This window comes from Anabaenopsis sp. NIES-4685 (genome assembly GCF_059725405.1).
Window position 1 is genome coordinate 3,141,575 of record NZ_AP043602.1, and the last position, 20,022, is coordinate 3,161,596.

The 20,022-nt window shown below is 37.4% G+C and carries 15 protein-coding genes and 1 pseudogene; 2 read left to right on the top strand and 14 right to left on the bottom strand.

Annotated features, from left to right (window positions below; genetic code table 11):
- Positions 1 to 123 precede the first annotated feature (123 nt).
- The 12 genes from AC6IZ0_RS13530 to AC6IZ0_RS13585 all read right to left on the bottom strand — a co-directional run bounded on the left by AC6IZ0_RS13530 (position 124) and on the right by AC6IZ0_RS13585 (position 14,420).
- Positions 124 to 1,077, bottom strand: a complete 954-nt coding sequence (locus AC6IZ0_RS13530; RefSeq protein ID WP_497723385.1) for an NAD-dependent epimerase/dehydratase family protein — start codon at positions 1,075 to 1,077, stop codon at positions 124 to 126.
- A gap of 108 nt (positions 1,078 to 1,185) precedes the next feature.
- A complete protein-coding gene (locus AC6IZ0_RS13535) occupies positions 1,186 to 2,388 on the bottom strand; it encodes a glycosyltransferase family 4 protein (RefSeq protein WP_497723386.1) in 1,203 nt (400 codons plus the stop codon).
- Between the two features lie 88 nt (positions 2,389 to 2,476).
- Positions 2,477 to 3,127, bottom strand: coding sequence for a CatB-related O-acetyltransferase (locus tag AC6IZ0_RS13540; protein ID WP_497723388.1), 651 nt, complete (start codon positions 3,125 to 3,127; stop codon positions 2,477 to 2,479).
- Positions 3,128 to 3,194: 67 nt separating this feature from the next.
- Positions 3,195 to 4,151 carry a glycosyltransferase family A protein gene (locus AC6IZ0_RS13545; protein ID WP_497723390.1) on the bottom strand — a complete coding sequence of 319 codons (957 nt, stop codon included), beginning with the start codon at positions 4,149 to 4,151 and terminating at the stop codon, positions 3,195 to 3,197.
- A 34-nt stretch (positions 4,152 to 4,185) separates the two neighbouring features.
- On the bottom strand, positions 4,186 to 5,436 hold the full coding sequence (locus AC6IZ0_RS13550) for an O-antigen ligase family protein (RefSeq protein ID WP_497723391.1): 1,251 nt from the start codon (positions 5,434 to 5,436) through the stop codon (positions 4,186 to 4,188).
- An 11-nt stretch (positions 5,437 to 5,447) separates the two neighbouring features.
- On the bottom strand, positions 5,448 to 6,746 hold the full coding sequence (locus AC6IZ0_RS13555) for a glycosyltransferase (protein ID WP_497723392.1): 1,299 nt from the start codon (positions 6,744 to 6,746) through the stop codon (positions 5,448 to 5,450).
- A 52-nt stretch (positions 6,747 to 6,798) separates the two neighbouring features.
- Positions 6,799 to 8,022, bottom strand: a complete 1,224-nt coding sequence (locus AC6IZ0_RS13560) for a glycosyltransferase family 4 protein (RefSeq protein WP_497723393.1) — start codon at positions 8,020 to 8,022, stop codon at positions 6,799 to 6,801.
- Between the two features lie 69 nt (positions 8,023 to 8,091).
- Complete coding sequence (locus AC6IZ0_RS13565) at positions 8,092 to 9,078, bottom strand: nitroreductase family protein (RefSeq protein WP_497723394.1); 987 nt, start codon at positions 9,076 to 9,078, stop codon at positions 8,092 to 8,094.
- 38 nt (positions 9,079 to 9,116) lie between these two features.
- Entirely contained in the window at positions 9,117 to 10,202 is a 1,086-nt protein-coding gene (locus AC6IZ0_RS13570; protein ID WP_497723396.1) for a polysaccharide pyruvyl transferase family protein, read from the bottom strand.
- 28 nt (positions 10,203 to 10,230) lie between these two features.
- Entirely contained in the window at positions 10,231 to 11,547 is a 1,317-nt protein-coding gene (locus AC6IZ0_RS13575) for a flippase (RefSeq protein WP_497723398.1), read from the bottom strand.
- Between the two features lie 90 nt (positions 11,548 to 11,637).
- Positions 11,638 to 12,027, bottom strand: a complete 390-nt coding sequence (locus AC6IZ0_RS13580) for a hypothetical protein (protein ID WP_497723399.1) — start codon at positions 12,025 to 12,027, stop codon at positions 11,638 to 11,640.
- Positions 12,028 to 12,224: 197 nt separating this feature from the next.
- A complete protein-coding gene (locus tag AC6IZ0_RS13585) occupies positions 12,225 to 14,420 on the bottom strand; it encodes a GumC family protein (protein ID WP_497723400.1) in 2,196 nt (731 codons plus the stop codon).
- Positions 14,421 to 14,953: 533 nt separating this feature from the next.
- Here AC6IZ0_RS13585 and AC6IZ0_RS13590 point away from each other — a divergent pair.
- Positions 14,954 to 16,344, top strand: a pseudogene (locus AC6IZ0_RS13590) (sugar transferase).
- Positions 16,341 to 17,345, top strand: coding sequence for a UDP-glucose 4-epimerase GalE (galE, locus tag AC6IZ0_RS13595; RefSeq protein ID WP_271734887.1), 1,005 nt, complete (start codon positions 16,341 to 16,343; stop codon positions 17,343 to 17,345). The pseudogene AC6IZ0_RS13590 and the gene galE overlap by 4 nt, the downstream one beginning before the upstream one ends.
- 65 nt (positions 17,346 to 17,410) lie before the next feature.
- Here galE and AC6IZ0_RS13600 read toward each other — a convergent pair whose 3' ends face one another.
- Positions 17,411 to 17,644 carry a hypothetical protein gene (locus AC6IZ0_RS13600; protein WP_271734886.1) on the bottom strand — a complete coding sequence of 78 codons (234 nt, stop codon included), beginning with the start codon at positions 17,642 to 17,644 and terminating at the stop codon, positions 17,411 to 17,413.
- Between the two features lie 88 nt (positions 17,645 to 17,732).
- Complete coding sequence (locus AC6IZ0_RS13605; RefSeq protein WP_497723401.1) at positions 17,733 to 19,622, bottom strand: transketolase; 1,890 nt, start codon at positions 19,620 to 19,622, stop codon at positions 17,733 to 17,735.
- Positions 19,623 to 20,022: the final 400 nt, after the last annotated feature.

Here is a 20,022-nt window from a genome sequence, read left to right on the forward strand (position 1 = left end):
CTACTTCACCACTAACAATAGATATATCCCCTGGGGTTTACTCCAGGGGATATAAGCGAGTTGCCAAATTTACTTGGTATAATAAAAATGCTAAATTATTTTCATGGGGGTAAAGGGGACGCGTCAACAGCTATACAAAGATTGAATAAACTGCCATTCTTGAGACAAACCCTCTCTCAAGGATACTTGGGGTAGATAACCGATAATGTTTCTGGCCTTAGATACATCAGCCGCCGTGTGGCGTACATCGCCCATCGCCTTTTCAATGTGATTTCTTTTAATTGGTTGACCCACAATTTCTGCCATTGTATCTAAAACATCTGTCAATACTACCCTACTACCACCACCAATATTCAAGATTTCCCCCACAGCTTCTGGTACAGTAGCGGCAGCTAAATTAGCCGCCACAGCGTCACTGATAAAGGTAAAGTCACGGGTTTGTTTTCCATCACCGTAAATAGGAATAGGCTGATCCTCAATTACTGCTTTAAAGAACTTATGAAATGCCATATCTGGGCGCTGTCTTGGTCCGTAAACTGTAAAATAACGCAGTGAGACATAGGGAACACCAAAGTTTTTGTAATACAGTCCACACAATCTTTCTGCTGCGAGTTTAGTAATACCATAAGGTGAAACTGGCTGGGGACAAATTCCCTCATGGGTAGGTAAGGTTTCGGCATCGCCATAAATACTAGAGGTAGAAGCCAAGACTAATCTTTTCAGGTGCTTGCTATCTTTTGCCGCTTCCAGTATAATCTGTGTGGCATTAATGTTGCGCTCAGTGTAAGCACGAAAACCCTGACCCCAACTTGCACGTACCCCCGCTTGAGCAGCTTGATGGTAAACTATATCTACATCTTCTAGTAGTGTCTGCCAATCTAAAACCTGAATATCTTTCTCAATTAAAGTAAATGCGGGATGATTTTGGAAACTGGCGATGTTTTTCCGCTTCAGTTCGGGACTGTAGTAATCATTGAACTCGTCAACTCCAATGACTTGCTGTCCTTGATTTAACAGAGTTTCTACAAGATGAGAACCGATGAATCCAGCGGCTCCGGTAACAATAGTTTTAGTCATGACATAATTGAGTATAGGGTGTATATCTAAAGATGACATTTTCCCTCCCCTTGTAAGGGGAGGGTTAGGGAGGGGTAAAACAATATTTGATACATTAATGATCAGTTTTCAAACATCCTCTAAGGGTGAAGAAAACAGAATCTGCTCATATTCACTTAAGGCACGATGGAATGTATATTTGTTTTCATATAGTTGACGCGCTCTTTCACCCATGAGTTTAACTTTTTCTTGGTCACTTTGTAGTTGACGAATTATATCAGCAAGGTACTGAGGATGATTGGGGGGGATATTAATCCCACAACCAGAATTACTTAATAGCTGGTCTATATATGAATTTGATACCGATATAGATATAATTCCCCTACCTGCTGCTAGCATTCCGTAAAGTTTTGAGGGTGCAACTATGTATTCTGCGCCTGGTATGAGGCTAACTAAGGAAATATCACAAGCTGTTAATGATAGAGGTAATACTTCTCGCGCCTGGTATGGTAGTATAAGAATGTTTTGCAGATGCTCGGTATCAATAGCTTGTTTAACTATCTGAGTTTTGGCACCATCACCAATAAATACAAATCTAATCCGTTCATCTCTAAGTATTTTTGCCGCTTCCGTTATGGTTTCAATATCATGCATTCTACCCAAATTACCTGAATATAAAACGGTAAATATTTGCTGAAGCTGATACTGTTGAGCAAATTGGTTTTCCTGTTTCTTGACAATAGGAATATCTGCAATAGACCAGTTTTCAATGATTTTAATTCGAGATTTTAAATCAGGATATTTTTTCTCTATAAATTCCTGCATTGATGTGGTGAGAACAATGATATATTCAGAATATTTATAAGTAAAATAGATAACTTTGCTGAGGAACTTATATATGATGCTGTTTTCCTTGATTATTCCAGACATTGCAGCTGATTCGGGAAAGATATCTTGCAGGAGAAAATAATATTTACCCCGATGGATAATTTTAAAACATATACCTAAAACACCAGCGTAGGGGGGGTTAGAAGCAATTAACAGGGGGGTACTAGGGGGTAATTTAAATATCACATACCATAAAGCGCCCAGGAGGAAAAATATTGAACTGGCAATTTTACTGTAAATGCTGGTGCTAGATTTAATGGGGGAGAAGGCGCGGTTAATGTTAAGATTTAGTGATTCTGGGGTGGTTTGTTTTGCTTGGGTTCCTGTGAATATATTAACAGTGTATCCCCGGTGGGACAGTCCCTTAGCTAAGTCTGTAATTAGCTGAGAGGTGGCACCTTGATGGGGGTAGAAATATTGGGTAAGAATAGCGATTTCTTTCATTATATTTAATCTGCTTTTCAAAGAACTGAAACAATAACATTAAATATTAATTTAAATATTTATAGCCATGTAATTACTAGAGAAAATTTCAAACCAAGAGGGCTGTTAATTTATCAATGAATGAATCATTAGCCTCAGCTTGAAATAAATCTTTAACCTTTTCTAATTCTGAAATATCTTTATTCCACCATTTTATAGACAATAATTTTTGCATATTTTCTTCGGAAAATCTATATCTAATTATTTTTGCAGGAGAACCTACTGCAATGGCAAAATGTGGAATGTCTTTAGTGACAACAGCATTAGCACCAATGATTGCACCATCTCCAATAGTAACGCCATCAAGTATCACAACGTTGACTCCTATCCAGACATCATTACCAATAGTTGTTCTTTCAAATTCCGTGAACTTTTGCGATTTTACAAACAATTTTTTTAAAGGGTTATTGAGAGAATAAAATATTGGTGATGTTGAAATGAAATTTGCCGGATGTTTACCCAAACCAATTTTTACACCACGAGCAATTGAAGAGTAATTACCTATGTGACAATTGTTAATTATACATCCGTAAGATATATAAGTATAGGCTCCAATTTGGGTGTCACTTACTTTAGTAAAGGGATATATACGGCTATATTGACCTAACTGAGAATTTAAAAAGGAGGAAAAAATTGATATTTGCTGGATGTATTTAATTTTTTCGGTATTTATCAAAGATTTCACAAATTTTACAGCCATATGATACCTTAATAAATTACTGTTTGTGGTGATTCAAAATAGATCAAACTTGAGATAATCAGAGTATTCAAACAAAGTAATTGCGAACAGCTAAGGCACATTTACGAAGTTTTACAACCCAACTAGGGATCAAGAATTTTTTCAGGATTTTCACCCATTTGGGCTGTAAAGTTCTGAGATATTTTTTAATAAGCTTAAATTTGTCTTCGTTGATTTTAATATCATCTGGTAGTGTAAATTGACTCAATTTTTGTTGAGACTGTATCTGTTTTAAACGTTGATTTACGTACCAAGACCCATGTGTACCACTACCATCTAAACCGATATTAGTAATGTAACTGTTTGGGGGATATAGTACATATCCATTATGTTTAAAAACACTCCAATACCAGCGAACCGCCCAAGAATCTATTTTGCCAGACATTTGTTGATTTAGCATATCAAAAAAACCGTAGTTATCATCTAAATCAAAACGCGATCGCATATTTTTATCACTCTTTAATACTTCCCAGCCAGTACTTTGTGGGTCAAACTTTGACCAAGCCCTTTGCCATGTAGCCCATCCCCAAGAATATATGAAGGGTAAAAATAGGGCTTCGGTTTCCGGTATTAACTCTGGAATTGGAAACATATATCCAGAAACTTGCATTACGGAGTCTTCATCTTGGTACTTATCTAAAGCGCTGTTTAAGAATGTTAAGAACTCAGTCCCTACTACTAAATCGTCTTCTAGAACTATTACACGACCATATATTTCACATATATGACTTACTCCGGTAATAATTGAATTTGCTAGACCCTTATTTTCTGAAGATTCTATAATCTTGGCTTTTTCATTTAATAAAGAGTGGACTAATTCACGAGTTTGATTTACCTTTTCTCTATCTTCTTCTTTTTTCACACCATCACAAAAAACATAGAGGGGACTATCAGCAAACTCAGGACACTGGATAAGACTTTCTAATGTACGGCGAGTATGCTCAGGACGCTTATAGACAAAAAGTGCAATGGGAGAATAATTCATAATTAAAACCAAATCAAGGTATGAGTCAAAATTGCTATTGTCCGGGGGCTGTATTTAACTTCTTCCAACCACAAATAGCGAAGAATAAATACCAAAACATATATGAATTGTATAAAGAACCAGAAAACATACCAGCAATAGCATACTGAATATAAATAATCCCTAACCATCCCCATGGATTATTTTCATACATAATTATTCTTAATGCTTTGATTGCGGCATAAATATAAAGTATCAGAAATAAAAATCCGCCTACAAGCCCAGTAGCAAGAAATGCTTCAAGTATTATATTGTGTGGATATCCCACACCAGGTAGTTCTAAACCATAGCCAAATATTGGATGTTTGGCAATGAGTTCAATAGCCGTCTGATATAGTTCTGGGCGTTGTACAAATCTTGAACTATCAAAATCATTAGCAGTAGAAGAAAAACGTTCTATTAAACTACTACCCGAATCCAATGCAAATGAAAGGGCAAGATTTGCAAAAACAATCAACATTATAATGACACCCATTTTTTTCCATACATTACCTTTTGACTTTTGTATAAAAATTCTAATTAAATATAAAATAAAGCAGAAACTAACCGCTATAACTGGACCCCTGGAAGAAGCGAAAAAGAGTAATATCAAACCGATGAATGAAAATAATATATATAAATTTTGAGTAATTTTATTATTGCTATCTTGTTGATTAAGTAAAATGTAGAGACTGATTAATAATAGTGAACCACCTTGGTGTCCCAAGGAAATTGGATTTAATGCTTCCCTGGCCAATCTCCCCTGTGCGACAAATGTTCCACTGGCTTGTTCTTGTAAAATGAGAGGTATTGCTAAAATTGATGCGATCGCCAATAAGAGCCAGGATAAATATAAATATTTTTGGGAATGCTTAAAATCTAAAAATATAAATGTTATCCCTGGTATTAAGCACATACCAAACCAAAATAACAAGTATTCGCTAGGTTCTCGAAATATATCTTGGTATACGACATCATGGACTAGTCTTAAGGAGTAGAAAAAAATATATGTAAAAACAAAATACAGTAATGATATTTTACCTGGATTACTTGTTTTTTGATGATTATTATGATTAATTTTAGTTAAAAATACTAGTATACTCAGTAAAAATATAAATGCCCGATAAGGTAGAGTTAGCAACCGCGAAGTTGATCCATCGTAAATAAAAGAGGCAATTATTCCATACCCAAATAAAGCTATTGAGAATAATAATATTTTTAATTTCAAGTAAAATGGGGAATATAAAATAGATGTATGTATATTCATATTTTCTTAACCTATAAAAAATCAGCTTTTATTTCTGTACAAATATTTTTAAATAAAGTATGGGAAAAATTATCTACAGAATTTTGTTCTACAAAATCGTTCATGAGTTTTAAGTCAAAAATATCTGCTGGTTTTTTTTGATTATCAATAAAATAGGTCATGCCATTAGCAATTGCTTCATGTGATGTTGAATCTACAGCTATACCCAGTTTATTTTGGCGTACTAACTGACCCATCAACCCATAATTAGATGCCAATACGGGCTTTTTTGCCGCAGCAGCCAGTAATAATATTCCACTCATTCCCACGTGTCTTTGATAGGGAGCTAGGATAACATCTGATAATTGGAAATAGAGGTGTACTTGTTCTTCTGCAATAAATTTATCACAGGTAATTATTTCTATAGGCAAAGACTGAGAAATTATTTCTATTTGACTTTGTACTAATATTTTATCTTTTTGTACTATAGAACCCACCAGTAACAAACATATCTTTTGACAAACTTCTTCAGGTAAAATCTTAATAGCATCTAGTAATTTATAGATACCTTTACGACTAGTTATTTTACCGAATAGAAGAAATATCTTTTTATCTTTACCAATACCAAGCTCTTGGCGCAGTACCTCGATTTTTTCTTGTTGAGAATTATATGTTTTTACAGGGTCAGCTAAACTAACAATCTCTGCTGGAGAGTGAAGTTTTTTAATATATTTAGTAGCTAAGTTGTCCAGGCAAAATAAACAGTGAAACTGGGGGTTATTTAAAACTCTATGCAAAATTAATTTTTGTCGCCACCCTCGAAAGATATCTTTTACAGAAAATGTGTAGTTATTAAAATCTTTGTAATGAAATGTAGGCCTAAAATAAATCCCAGAGAATGGACAAGGAGACTGTTCTCCTAAAGCTATAGGTAATTGCAGAGTATCCAAATACATTAATAAACAGTGTGTTGCTTGCAGAACTCTTGCATATTGACAATATAATTTCCACTCTCTAAATATTTTCTGCAATAAAGAACCTGCATTAAGTAAATAGCGATATTCTTCTATAGTTATTGATATAAATCTAATTTGTGATTGATTTCTCTTAATGGGAATTTCCACAACATCAGGATGTTCATCTATAAATTTAGGCGATACAACAATATCTAGGTTAATTGGCAACTTTTGATCGCAGCAATAATTCACTAGATGGCGAATATAACTTGGGTGATGTCCTCCCGTTTCCAAATCAAAAAGGAGTATACAGGGACTGGAATTGACCTTATGAATATTCCCATATAAACTTTGATCTAAATTACCTATTGACATGATTTTTTACCCCTCTTTTCTAAGAAGATGCTCTAAGCCGTACATCTACCAGTTAATTTTCACAAACATATTTATATATTGATAAATAACTGTTAGCCTGTATTTCTAAACTAAAGTTCCGCTCAACTTTTTCCCGAGCATTCTTACTTAAATTTATTAATCTTTCTTTGTCCTCTAATACCCAAGTAATTCCTTGAGCTAAATCATCCACATCAAAAGGTTTAGCCAAGTAGCCATTATGTTGATGATCGATAATATCTTTTAAACCGGTTATGTCAAAAGCAATAACTGGTGTACCACAAGCTAATGACTCAGATGCAGTTTGTCCAAAAGCCTCTTGAAGAGATGGTACTATCATCACATCTGCGGCTGAATATACTAATGCTAGTCCTATATCATCATGTAAACGTCCTAAGTAGTGTGTTTTGAACCCAAAATTGGGAACCTGTGAAGGTTGAGATGCACCAAAAATAACCAATTCGATATTGTTGGAGTTGTGCTGTTGGCTCAACTTCTGTATAGCAGGTTTGAGTAAATGAAAACCTTTGCGTTTATTAGCGGTGGGGTTAATAGCGCCAAACAATATCAGATGTTTATCTAATGGTAAATTGAGCCACTTTCTAGCCATTATTTTATCCATGGGTTTGTAAACTTGAGTATTTAACCCATTGGGTATAACTTCAATTCTTAAGTTCTGGAATAAAAGACTTTTTTTAGCACAGTGAACCAACCAACGACTAGGGGTAACTATAGTTAAATTTAGATTAGACCATGCTTTAGCTTTTCTCTGCCAAATCCATTGAGTAATATCATCTTTTCTATGACTTCCTAGTTGTGGACAAGCACCACAGGACATTGTATATTTATCACAATCCTCACTATAGTGACACCCCCCTGTAAATGCCCACATATCATGTAGTGTCCAAACTATCGGTTTTTTGAACTTCCCAAGTGTTTCTATTTGCATATAACCGGTATTAATCCAATGTAAGTGAATTACGTCAGGATTAATTTCAACTACTTTTGCTCCTATTTGATCAGGTAACCACTGTAAGGAGAACATTAAATTATTACTAGGGGAATAGGTTTTTAGGGGTAGGGAGTCTAACGCTCCTGCTATTTTTATCCATGCTTTACCTAGTTTATTATTTGTTCCTAAAACTGTAATATCATCACTAGTCTTATTTCCAACGAGCATTCTGGAATCAATATTTATTTGTTTTAGCCCTTGATGTAGCCGATAAGCTGCACGAGCAGCACCTCCGTCTATATCCATTGTGTTAACGATTAGTGGTTTAATCATCTATAAATCTCCGCTTATAGGTTGATATAATTACCTTGATTTTTAAGGATTTAAAACTAAAACTTCCTCCACTGCTTTTCTAGCAGAGTTAGCAACAGATAATTCATCAGGTAAATTACCAACTGCAAGCATCATTATTACGGTTTCAGATTCTTTAATACCTGCATCTTTCCTCAGAAGTTTATCTGTTTGGTGACTCACGCACCAATTTAAACAACAACTTCCAAGTCCCAATGAATGCAAAGCATAAATTAGAGACATTGCGAATAAACCACCATCGACAAAGCACTGATTTCTCTCTGAAGAACCTGTAAAATAATTGAGGTCTGAAGTAATTATTAGTACTTTATCAGCATACTGTCCAAAGCCTCGGTTACCATTCTGATGGCTCAAAATTTTATTTTTAATTTCTTCATGACTGTAAAGATGAACTTTCCAAGTTTGTCGATTACAAACAGATGGAGTTTTTATAGCAATTGAAACCGCCTCTTTGATCAACTTTATATCTACACCAGCATTAGCAAAATTTCTAATACTGTGTCTACTATTGACAAAATCTTGAAAATTTATCAAAGCACTTTTATGAATATGTGCTTTTTTAATTTCAATTGTACCTCCCTCTGATAAATATTCATCATTAACTGATTTCTCATCTTTAATTTGAATTATTTTCTGGTAAAGTTGTTCATTATCACAATTATGACTCAGATTAAATTTGTAATAAGAATATAAAACATTAATAGCTACCTCGGTTACTTCATCTAACCCATAATTTTGTTCATAGTGTTTAAGTAGTAATAGTAAATTATGTACGACATTAGCTCCAAAACCAGGACGGGGAGTCTTTAAAGATAGCCCTTTTTCTATTACATGATAGTGAGCAATAATTCTCCCTTGCAGCATAGTCTTTGTTGTATAGGGATTATTTGTTGCAGAAAATTGAAAAAACCTTTGCAGATCATAATAATAATCAAAAGTTAAATTTACTCTGAATTTAAGCATTTGATATTGGGTAATTAGTTTTTGCACGAGAGGATTCTTAATCATAAGACTATTGAAAAAATGAGCTATTTTAATGCTTTATAAAGCAAATAATCCTGAGAATATTCAATGTGCTTCTTTAATTCGTTATTTTCCGAATCACTCATAATGTATGACCATAAGTTATGGTCATTACTTATTTTTATCTTGTTCTGGTCTGTTTCGGTTAAACTTAACATCCTCTGTTTTAAATTTAACATACTTAACAAATCATTTATCTTAACTGATTTACTTTGCTGCTCAAAAACAATAAATGGTTTGTTAAAAATTAAAGAAAATATTACACCATGATAAAACTTAGTAACCACAAAACTAGCTTGACTAAAAAACCCTAACCATTTTTCTGGACTGATATCAAATAAATCTAATTTGCCAAACTTTGTGAAGTTATGTGAGCCTATAGAAATGATTTCTAAACCTTCCTTATCGGCTAAAATTTTGACATATTCAGCTTCACTTATCGTTAATGAACCATAGACAAGTAAATATTTATTCTTTATGTTAGGGTAAATTATAACATCTTCATAATTGATTAGAAAGGTTGGATCAATAACTTTTTCTGCATGAAAACCACATTGCTTAACTAATTTGACGCTATTACTATCTCTCACTGAAATAGCATGAAATTGTTTAAATATTTGAGATATTTCTGGCTGATCAATGCCAAGAGATTTTGTAGATCCAAAACTGGCAGCATAACTGAATTTAAGAGTTTGTTGATTACTTACAAAGTCTATGAAATAAGCTTTGTCTAACCCTCTTAAATTGATATTCCAAATCTCATCACTACCACAAATAATATAATCATATGAATGATTATATTCAGTCAAGCTATCAAGATTATAAAATTTGCGCGGGCTCAATTTAATATATTTATCTATGAACTTATTCATATTCCATTTTCTTTTTATTCCGCCTAGGGGATTTAAAAGAAAATATTTAGATAAGTATAAATATCTTTTTTCTTCCCAGCTAACTGATTCTGGTCGATAATCAATTACTTCTACTTCATATCCCTTGTTTTGTAAAAATTTAAACATGGCATATGTCTGTAAGATTGCTCCATAGTTAATTGTATGATGATAGGTGATGATTCCAATTTTAATTGACATAGTAACTCCTAATGTAAATCTGATTTATCTATTTATGAAAAAAGTAGAATGCTTGAATTTGTAATTTAAATATTTTTCTCGTTTTGAGATTAATGCTATGAGATAAAAAACTAGCAATTGCATAAGAAATTACAGTGGCGATCGCCGCACCTACTCCAGCATAAGCTGGAATTAAAAAGAGATTTAAAAATATATTGGTAACTGCCCCAATCAAGTTTCTCTGGAAAGCCAAATGGGTAAAACCCTCGGCTACAAACCAAATTCCTGTAGCGATTCCCATAGATACAAATACAGCAGCCCAGATATGAATTGCTAATATTGAACCTGCTGCTAAATAGCTACTACCAAAAAGTATTGTAATTATTCTGTTCGACAGAAATGTCATTGGTAGAGCAACAAAAATAGAAATTAGCACTAGTAAACGAAGTAATTGTTTAATTTTTTGATAATAAACTTCTTCGCTTATATCTTTAGCGGCATAAATTCTTGGAGCAACCGAAGAAGCGATCGCCATCGGAATGAAATACCAAACTTCAGAAATACGGGTGGCTGCTGAATACAAACCCACAGCGGTAGTATCAACCATTTCCCCCAACATAATCTGGTCAATTTTCATATAAATCATGATGGTTAAACCAGATAACATCAAAGGCCAACTTTCTTTCAATAAAGTCTTAGCAAGTGTCAGACTCCAACGCCAGAATATTGAATAACCCTTAAAGCTATAAGCAATTATTAAACCTACGGTACCCAGTGCAACTTCTGCTAATGTAGCCCAAGCAAAAGCAACTAACGGCGCTTGCATTTTAATCAAAGCAACTTTCACCAGTGCTGTAATAATAAATGCCGTATTCCTGGCAACTACAGTATATTTAGACTGTATTTGAGACTGAAACCAATAGTCAATTGCATCAAAGGCTTGAAAAATTCCCGCCGTTGCCAAAATTGCCACTATCCCTACAGTTAACTGGTCATCGTGATGCAATACAAAAATAGAGCTAACTGCTAAGAATATAGATGCTATTGCACCAGCTAACTTGAGCCAAAAAGTTGTCCCTAAAATTTGGTCTTTAATTCCCGGCTCACGCACAATAGAACGGATTATTAAGCCATCTAAACCCAGCTTTGTTAAGGGATTGAATAAGGCAACAATAGCAGTAGCATAGTTAAAGATGCCAAACTTTTCTACTCCTAAATAACGCGCCACCCAAACACCCACAAATAACCCCACCCCCATGCGCAGAATGCGATCAAAAAATAGCCACGCTACATTTTGAAGAATTGCTAATTTTCCAGAGGCTTTTTCCTGCCATGAGAACAGACTTTTTGTATATTTGTCTAGCATTTGGCTTCAGTCTCCCGAAAATTAACCCGAAAATTAACCCGAAAATTAAATTTAATCTACAAGAGTATTACTTTTTCTAATCAGGAACTGCTAAAGTCTGGCGTTCATCCGCGTAAAGTCACCCATAGAACCATTAACTTGAGAATCAATCAGCTTTGTTACTTGTTGCCATAGTTCCCTGGGAGCTAAAGAAATCTCGTATCTCCCATCATCAAAGTGACGGATATAATACCAGTTTCTTTGCTGACACTCTTGACACCAAAAAGCCTCTAACCACTCTGCTTTGAGGGGAACTGTTGTATATTTGCCTATTAATAAAGACGCATTACGCTGACTTGAAAACCGTTGGTATAACTGACCTAATTTATCTGCATAAATTCTATATTTTTGACTAACGCTATCAAGATAACATCCATGAATAGGACAGTAAATAGCTCTACGTGTTGAACGGTTCCGATTGCGATCGCACCTTCTGGGCAATTTGACCTCCTATACTAGTGTACAGATTGTTAATAATTCGATGCTTGCATCCTATAAAAAGGCTTAAGTTCAGCAATTTTCATATCTTATGCCTTCTCCACAAAAAAACAATAGGTAATTTCATCGAATTTTAAAAAACGTATTTCCACTGATGCTATTACTAAGTAAGGTTTTCGAGGAGCATTACATAATACTAATTACGATTTATTGAACCATTTGCCGGTGATTTCTTTGAATTGAGCCTCAATAGTATGGTTTTTCCTATAACCGTTTTTAGAATGATAGTTATAATAATGATTGTAAGAGTAAGTACTGTTATTAGATACGGCATTTACCACCATGCCCAACACCGACAACCGCGAATTTTCTAACAGTGTCTTTGTAGTGATAATAGCATCAGAATTAACCACACCAGGACGGGCAACTAATAGTACTCCATCTGCCATTTTCCCGACAATTGACGCATCAGCAATAAATCTCAAAGGTGGCGTGTCAATAATCACGCAATCATAATCTTGGGAAGCCTGTTGCAGTAACTGCCGCATCCGCTGTGAGTCTAATAGGGCGGCTGCGTTAGGGGGTATGGTTCCCGCAGTAACTAAGTTTAGATTTACCATGACTTCGTGAGTGGTTTGTGCCAGGGCTGCCTGCCCCACTAAAATATTACTTAACCCCATCAAGTTAGGTTGTTTCCACAGTTCATGTTGGCGGGGACGGCGCATATCTGCATCAATTAATAGTACTCGCCTTCCCATCTGGGCAGTAGCCACTGCCAAATTAGCCGCCACAAAAGACTTACCCTCACCTGGTAGACAACTGCTGACTACAATTAGCTTGAGTTCCTGGTCGGAAAGGCTAAAACCAAGGTTGATTTGCAGCATTTCAAAGGCTGCATTCACCGATGAGTAAGGGTTATTGAGTACAGGTAATTCTGTTGTATTCTGATCACGAGATAGCCTAGGAACCGTACCCAACAAAGGATAACCGAATAACTGCTGGGCTTCTTCGGCTGTTTTCACAGACTTGTCCACAGCATCTAGTAATAAAGCGGCTCCAAAAGCCAAGAAGAATCCTAAAAATCCACCTAGTGCTAGGTTCAATTGAATACGGGGAGAAACCGATTTATCCGGCAATAAAGCCTCAGAAATAATTCTGGCATTACCTACATTCTGGTTTTCCACCACTTGCACTTCTTGGAATCTTGTCAGCATTTGTTCATAGACAACTCTTGCCACTTGTAGCTGTCGTTGTAGCTGTAGTTGTCGTTGTTCGAGCTTCGGTAAGGTTCTCAGACGGGCTTCATCAGCTGCAAAAGCCTGAGTCAATACATTAACTTGATTCTCCAACCCCAAACGTTCTACTTCTACTTGCACCAAATTAGCAGTTAAGGCTTGTTTGAGTTGTCCCATTTGTAAATCTTGCTCTCGAATTGGCTGTGAACTACCTAGGGTTTGACTGACTCTTCCTTCTAACTGTGCTTTGAGAGCTTGTTCTTTCTCCCATAAGTTGACGACTGTGGGATGTTCATCTGTTAACCTAGACCTTTCCACAGCTAACTGATCTTGAACCTTTTGGTATTCTGATAACACTTGTTGTACTGCTGTTGACTGACTCAAGGTGTTAATTGCTGTAGCTTGCTGTGTATTCAATCCCAATTGATTTTGCAAAGCACCAGAACGGCTGTTAGCATCTACCAACTGCGCCCGCAGTAGAGTGATTTGGTTAGATATTTCATAGAGTCTTTCAACTCCTTGTTTAGCTTCTTCTTCTAAAAGTACAACCTGGTATTTTTCTTTAAACTGACGTAGTGCCAATTCTGCTGCTGCAACCTGTGCTTCAACCACGGGTAACTCTTTACTTAAAAATTCCCGTGCCGCGGTAGCTTGAGAACGGTTGGTCAGTACATTATTCTCCAGATAAGCAGACATCAATTGATTCACAATCGCTTTGGCTTCTTCAGGGTCAACACTACGGTAGGAAAGCTGCAAAACATCAGTCCCTCGAACAGTTTCCACTTTTAATTTACTCCTGAAAGTATTGATTCCTAAAGGTTGTCCATCTTTATTTTTTAACTGTAACTCAGAAATAGTTTTTTGAATTAGGGGGTGGGAGCGAATAATTTCAGCTTGGGTGTCCAAAGGGTTGGATCCAGTTCCCACACCACTTAGTTGTCCGAGCTGTTCAGTCACACCCGTTAGAGAAGAAATACTATTTTGCTTATCAAAAAGCAACTGACCTTCGGCTTCATAAATCGGCTTTTGACTAAAAGTCACGAAGGCGGTCAGTCCAAAAACAGACCCGATAATGGTTGCTATCAGTAACCAACGTCTTTTTACAGTTAGCCAATACTGTTGTAAATTAATCTGGTCTTGTTCTTCTTGATAGTAAGGCATACATCAGTTAATACTCTATATATTGACACTAATAGAAATTTATTGCCTTATTTGTAGGGATATTTATTGAAAAGGTATCTTTAAAGATGCAGTAGAAGATGACTATAGTTCAACTCATATCATATCCTCTGATAATTGATCAACAACATTATGAATTATCTAAGATTTTTACTGTTGATAACAAACGTAATTTTACCCGTTTCACCCTATAGCAGACATTACTTAATTTATATTATTTATTACAAATAATTAAAGTGATTTTACTGAAATTATTCTAACCGCAATAATACTGAGTTTTTATCCTTATTCCATAACAAACTAAGGTGATTTTACTGAATTTTTAAACTTAAGTGATTTTGACGTAGAAGTGAGGAATCCAAATATATTAAGTTCTCCATGACACTCAATAACCATCAATACAAAAATATCAGTTGTGTATTCCTGTAAATCGTGTCTTGGTTTTTGAGGAGGCATGATGTGTTTTTCTGAGATATTTTGCCAGTTCCGTCTCGAATTATTACTGATTTACACATATGACTACGACTTTTCTTATTGGCAGAAAAACTAAGAATTTATATCACATAGATAATATCCTCTGTGTACTACTGTTATTAGGGGATATTGTGGGTTTATCCTTAAGTTTATCCCTTTGCATCTGGTGGCAAGGGGGTAAATTTGAACCTATAATTTATTTATTTTTCTGCCTAATTCTCGCAGGGTTGTATTTAGCAAATACTTACCATCCAGAGACCCAAATATCAGGTTTACGTTCTCCCTACCGGGTTTTGGTCAGTAATGCGGTTGTGGGCTGTATGGTGGCCTCTCTGATTTACTGTACTGGTGTTTGGGGACAATATCTAGTTTTACAACGAGGGATCTTGCTCCCTAGTTTAGGCATATTTACCCTCTGGGCTATAGGATTAAGAATATGGTCTTCAAACTGGGCGCGATCGCAAGCTCAACAAAGCCGTTGGCTAATTTTAGGTGCAACTAAAAAAGCCATTTTATTTGCTGAAACTTTTTTAGAACACAATTCCTTAGGTCGCTTGGTTGTACTAACAACCGCCGAGCAGAACATTAATGAGTTAGGGAAAAGTAATCGAGTGTCTACCGGGAGCCTCAATGACCTACCCCAATGGAGTCAACAATCTTGGTCAGGGGTAATAGTAGCAACAGAATTATCTGATGTACATACACAGCAGTTAATCCAGTTACGTTTGTCTGGTGTCTCCATCTACGGTATTCCCGATATTTGTGAAACTTTGTGGTATAAACTTCCCTCATCTGTGCTTCAGGACAACTGGCTGGCTTTTGGTAATGGTTTTAATTTAGTAGCTGACAGTATTAGCCAAAAACTCAAGCGGCTATTAGACATTATTCTGGCATGGTCATTACTGGGGTTGTTATCTCCACTGATGTTGCTAGTAATAGTAGCGATTAAGTTAGATAGTCCAGGGCCAGTGTTCTACACACAGATGCGAGCTGGTCTGGATGGAAAGCCCTTTAGAGTGTACAAATTCCGATCTATGTATGAGGATGCGGAAAAACGGGGAGCGCAGTGGGCTAACGAGCAAGATCCGCGAATTACTAGAGTAGGACGCTGGTTACGCCTGATCAGAATCGATGAACTACCACAAATTTTAAACGTTCTACGCGGAGAAATGAGCCTGATTGGCCCGCGTCCAGAACGACCAGAATTCGATGTCAAGCTGCGAGAAGAAATTCCTTACTATGACTTACGTTACGTTGTCAAACCGGGAATTACAGGCTGGGCCAGGTGATGTACCCCTACGGCGCATCAGTGGAGGATGCTAGGGAAAAACTAGCTTATGACCTCTACTACATCAAGAATTATTCTCTGGCTTTAGATTTAGCAATCTTTTTCAAAACCATTCGTGTAGTACTACTAGGTAAAGGCAGATGAATCAAAAAGTCTTAGTCACTGGGGGAGCAGGATACATTGGCTCTCATGTAGTTCGTCAGTTGGGAGAAGCAGGTTATGATGTTGTCGTCTATGACAATTGTTCTACGGGTTCACCTCAAGCAGTATTACATGGTGAGTTAATTATTGGTGATTTAAAAGATTCAGAACACCTGTGGCGGGTATTTTCTCAGCACCAATTTACTGCGGTTTTACACTTTGCTGCCAGTCTGAGTGTACCCGAATCTGTTTGTTATCCCCTAGACTATTACGCTAACAATACTCGTAATACCCTGAATTTACTCCGTTGTTGCCACAACATGGGTGTAAAGCAAATTATCTTTTCTAGTACAGCCGCTGTCTATGGACAACCTGCAACAGTTCCCGTAACTGAATCTACGCCCACTGAACCGATTAATCCCTATGGACGTTCTAAGCTTGCTTGTGAGTGGCTGATTCGTGACTATGCCAAGGCTTCTGATTTACGTTACGTAATTTTACGATACTTTAATGTGGCAGGATCAGAACCTGGTGGACGATTGGGGCAGATGTTAAAAGATGCATCTCATTTGATTCGCGTTACCTGTGATGCTGCATTGCAACGCAGATCAGGGGTGCAAATTTTTGGTACGGATTTTTCTACACCAGATGGAACGGCAATTAGAGATTATATTCATGTGGAAGACTTAGCAGCTGCACATTTAAATGCTTTGACTTATCTGGAGCAAGGTCACGATAGCCAGGTTCTCAATTGTGGTTATGGACAAGGATACAGTGTCCGTGAGGTTATTGAACGGGTGAAGGAGATTTCTGGGGTGGATTTTCCTGTTGTGGAGGCAGAACGTCGCCTCGGTGACCCGGCTTGTGTGATTGCTAGTGCTGATAAAATTGGTAGGTTACTGGGTTGGCAACCAAAATATAATGACCTGGATGAAATTATTTCTACTACTCTGGCTTGGGAAAGGTGTCGTCGGGATTTGATTTCGGTGGTTGGTGTTGGTTGATATGGGTTTTTTCAAGGAGCTGGGGAATAGACAATAGAGATTGTCTATTCCTTGTTCTGGGTTGTCTAATGTGCTACTAGTTGCTCTGTGCGCTTGGCTAGCATTTGCTTGGCTGTCTGCGCTGTTCTCTGGTTTTCCTGTTTGATATTTTGGAAGAATTGGACGAGTTCGCGATCGCCTGCTTGTTCGGCATCTTTGATATATGTTTCACAGCAGGCGGAACACTTGAGAGCGTGATATAATACGCTGATGAGGTTAAAGTGTTCGTCTTTGGTTCCTGTATGATACTTGTCGGGCATTTTCTTAACTCCTGGTTAAAGTAGTTTCTAAGATAACTGTGGGTTTTACTGTTAACTCCTATCGAAGGAAAGAGTTATATTTTGCTGCTTATACTCCTACTGGCTGTCTAACTTGGGATTTCACCGCTTCTACAATGGCATCGGCATCTATTTCGGCAGCATGAAGTAGTTCTTCTGGTGTACCTGAACCTGGCATATCCCGCACCGCTAATTTAATTAATCGCAGTTGTGGCCCATGATAAAAGGGAGTATTACTAGTACCAGCAAAGGCATCCAGGACTGCAGCACCTAATCCGCCTTCTATCCAGTGATCTTCGACAACGACTAAATTACCTCTGGTATCCCGTGCTGCTTGATGTAGTGTCTGCACATCTATGGGTTTGACTGAATAAGCATCGATAACGCGAATTGTGATGCCTTCTTTTTTCAGTCTGTCATAGGCTTTAATGGCTTCATGTACTGTGATACCCGCACCAATGACTGTTGCTTGGTCGCCCGGTGAACTGTGAATGGTTTTGCTACCACCAATGGGGAATTGTTGGTTAGTATCATAGATGACTGGTGTACTTTCTCTGGTGGTGCGCAGGTAAACAATACCATGGCGATCGCTCATTTGTGCCACTAATTTGGCTGTTTGATTGGCATCACTGGGATACAGTACGGTACTACTCCACACGGCTCGGAATGCTGCTAAATCTTCCAAGGCCATCTGTGAAGCCCCATCTTGACCAATGGATACCCCTGCATGGGAACCGACTAATTTAATGTTGGCACGAGAAACAGCGGCCATCCTGATCAAGTCGTAGGCACGAGTCAAGAAGGCGGCGAAGGTAGAAGCGAAGGGTTTGTATTTTCTCACCTGCAAGCCCACAGCAGCTGCTACCATTTGCTGTTCAGCAATGTACATCTCAAAGTACCGCTCAGGATAGGCTTCGGCGAAGTCTTCGGCATAAGTGGAATTACTCACCTCTGCATCAAGGGCAATAACATTAGGTTGGGCGGCTCCTAATGCTAATAACGCATCACCATAGGCTCGTCTTGTAGCAACTTTTGCACCTTTGTTATATGTGGGGAGTTGCAATGGTATGGCTTTACCAATGCTGGCTGGTTGTCTTTGTTCTTCTGGTTTATCTACCTCAATGATTATCTGCCGTTCTCCACCTAACTCGGCAATGGCATGGGTTTGAGCATCAGGTTTTAGGGCTTTGCCATGCCACCCACCTAAGTCTTCTAGGGAGGCTACTCCTTTACCTTTGATGGTACGGGCAATAATTACGGTGGGGCGATCATTCACAGTTACAGCGGCGCTATATGCTTGATCTATCTCGGTTAAATTATGACCGTCAATTTCAATGGCTTGCCAGCCAAAGGCTCTAGCACGGTTGGCATAAGCTTGTGTATTCCATCCTAATTCGGTTTGACCCCTTTGACCGAGGCGATTGACATCAATAATGGCAATGAGATTGTCTAAGGTATAGTGTGCCGCATGATCAAAGGCCTCCCAAACCGACCCTTCGGCGCTTTCACTATCACCCAGTAGCACCCATGTATGATACGGTAGTTGATCTAAATATTTACCTGCTAAAGCTATGCCAACACCAATGGCTAATCCTTGTCCTAAAGAACCTGTCGCTACATCTACCCAAGGTAAAGCAGGTGTGGGATGACCTTCTAAACGACTGCCAAAATGCCGTAGCGATCGCAGTTCTTCATCGCTGATTACTCCCGCTGCCTTATACATACTATATAGTAATGGTGCTGCATGACCTTTGGAGAAAATCAAGCGGTCATTATTGGGATTTCCTGGGTGATCGAAGTCATAGCGCAGATACTTAGACAGTAAAATCGCCATCAGATCCGCCGGCGACATGGACGAGGTAGGATGACCTGAACCAGCAATGGTGGTACTGCGAATACTATCAACCCGCAATTGTTGTGCTAATTCATGCCATTGGTGCTGTTCCTCGTGTGTGGTCATAGTAGTTTTCCTAAATGAAAATACAGGTATCGGACTCCTATTTGATTTCTGAACAATTTCTGTTCCTTGTTCCCTTTCCTCACTGATAATTTCTCAACTCAAATAGGATGACTATAGTTACTAAAATTCGCCCAATTTTTGACTAAACTCCCTAACTTACTCGCAACATAGTTTTGCCACTGTTATGTAATCTTTAATTTTCTGTAGTGGTCAATCACCATACTGCACTTCTCCTGGGTTCACTATACACAGTCCCAGATGTCATAACTACTTTCTCAGGGAATAAATACCGGTTTTCACAATCTACCGCAAGCTATACATATATACTTGCACAGAGCTTTACCTTAACAGTATTGCAATTAATAGGTACTAAAACATTAAAGCGATACCTTACATACCA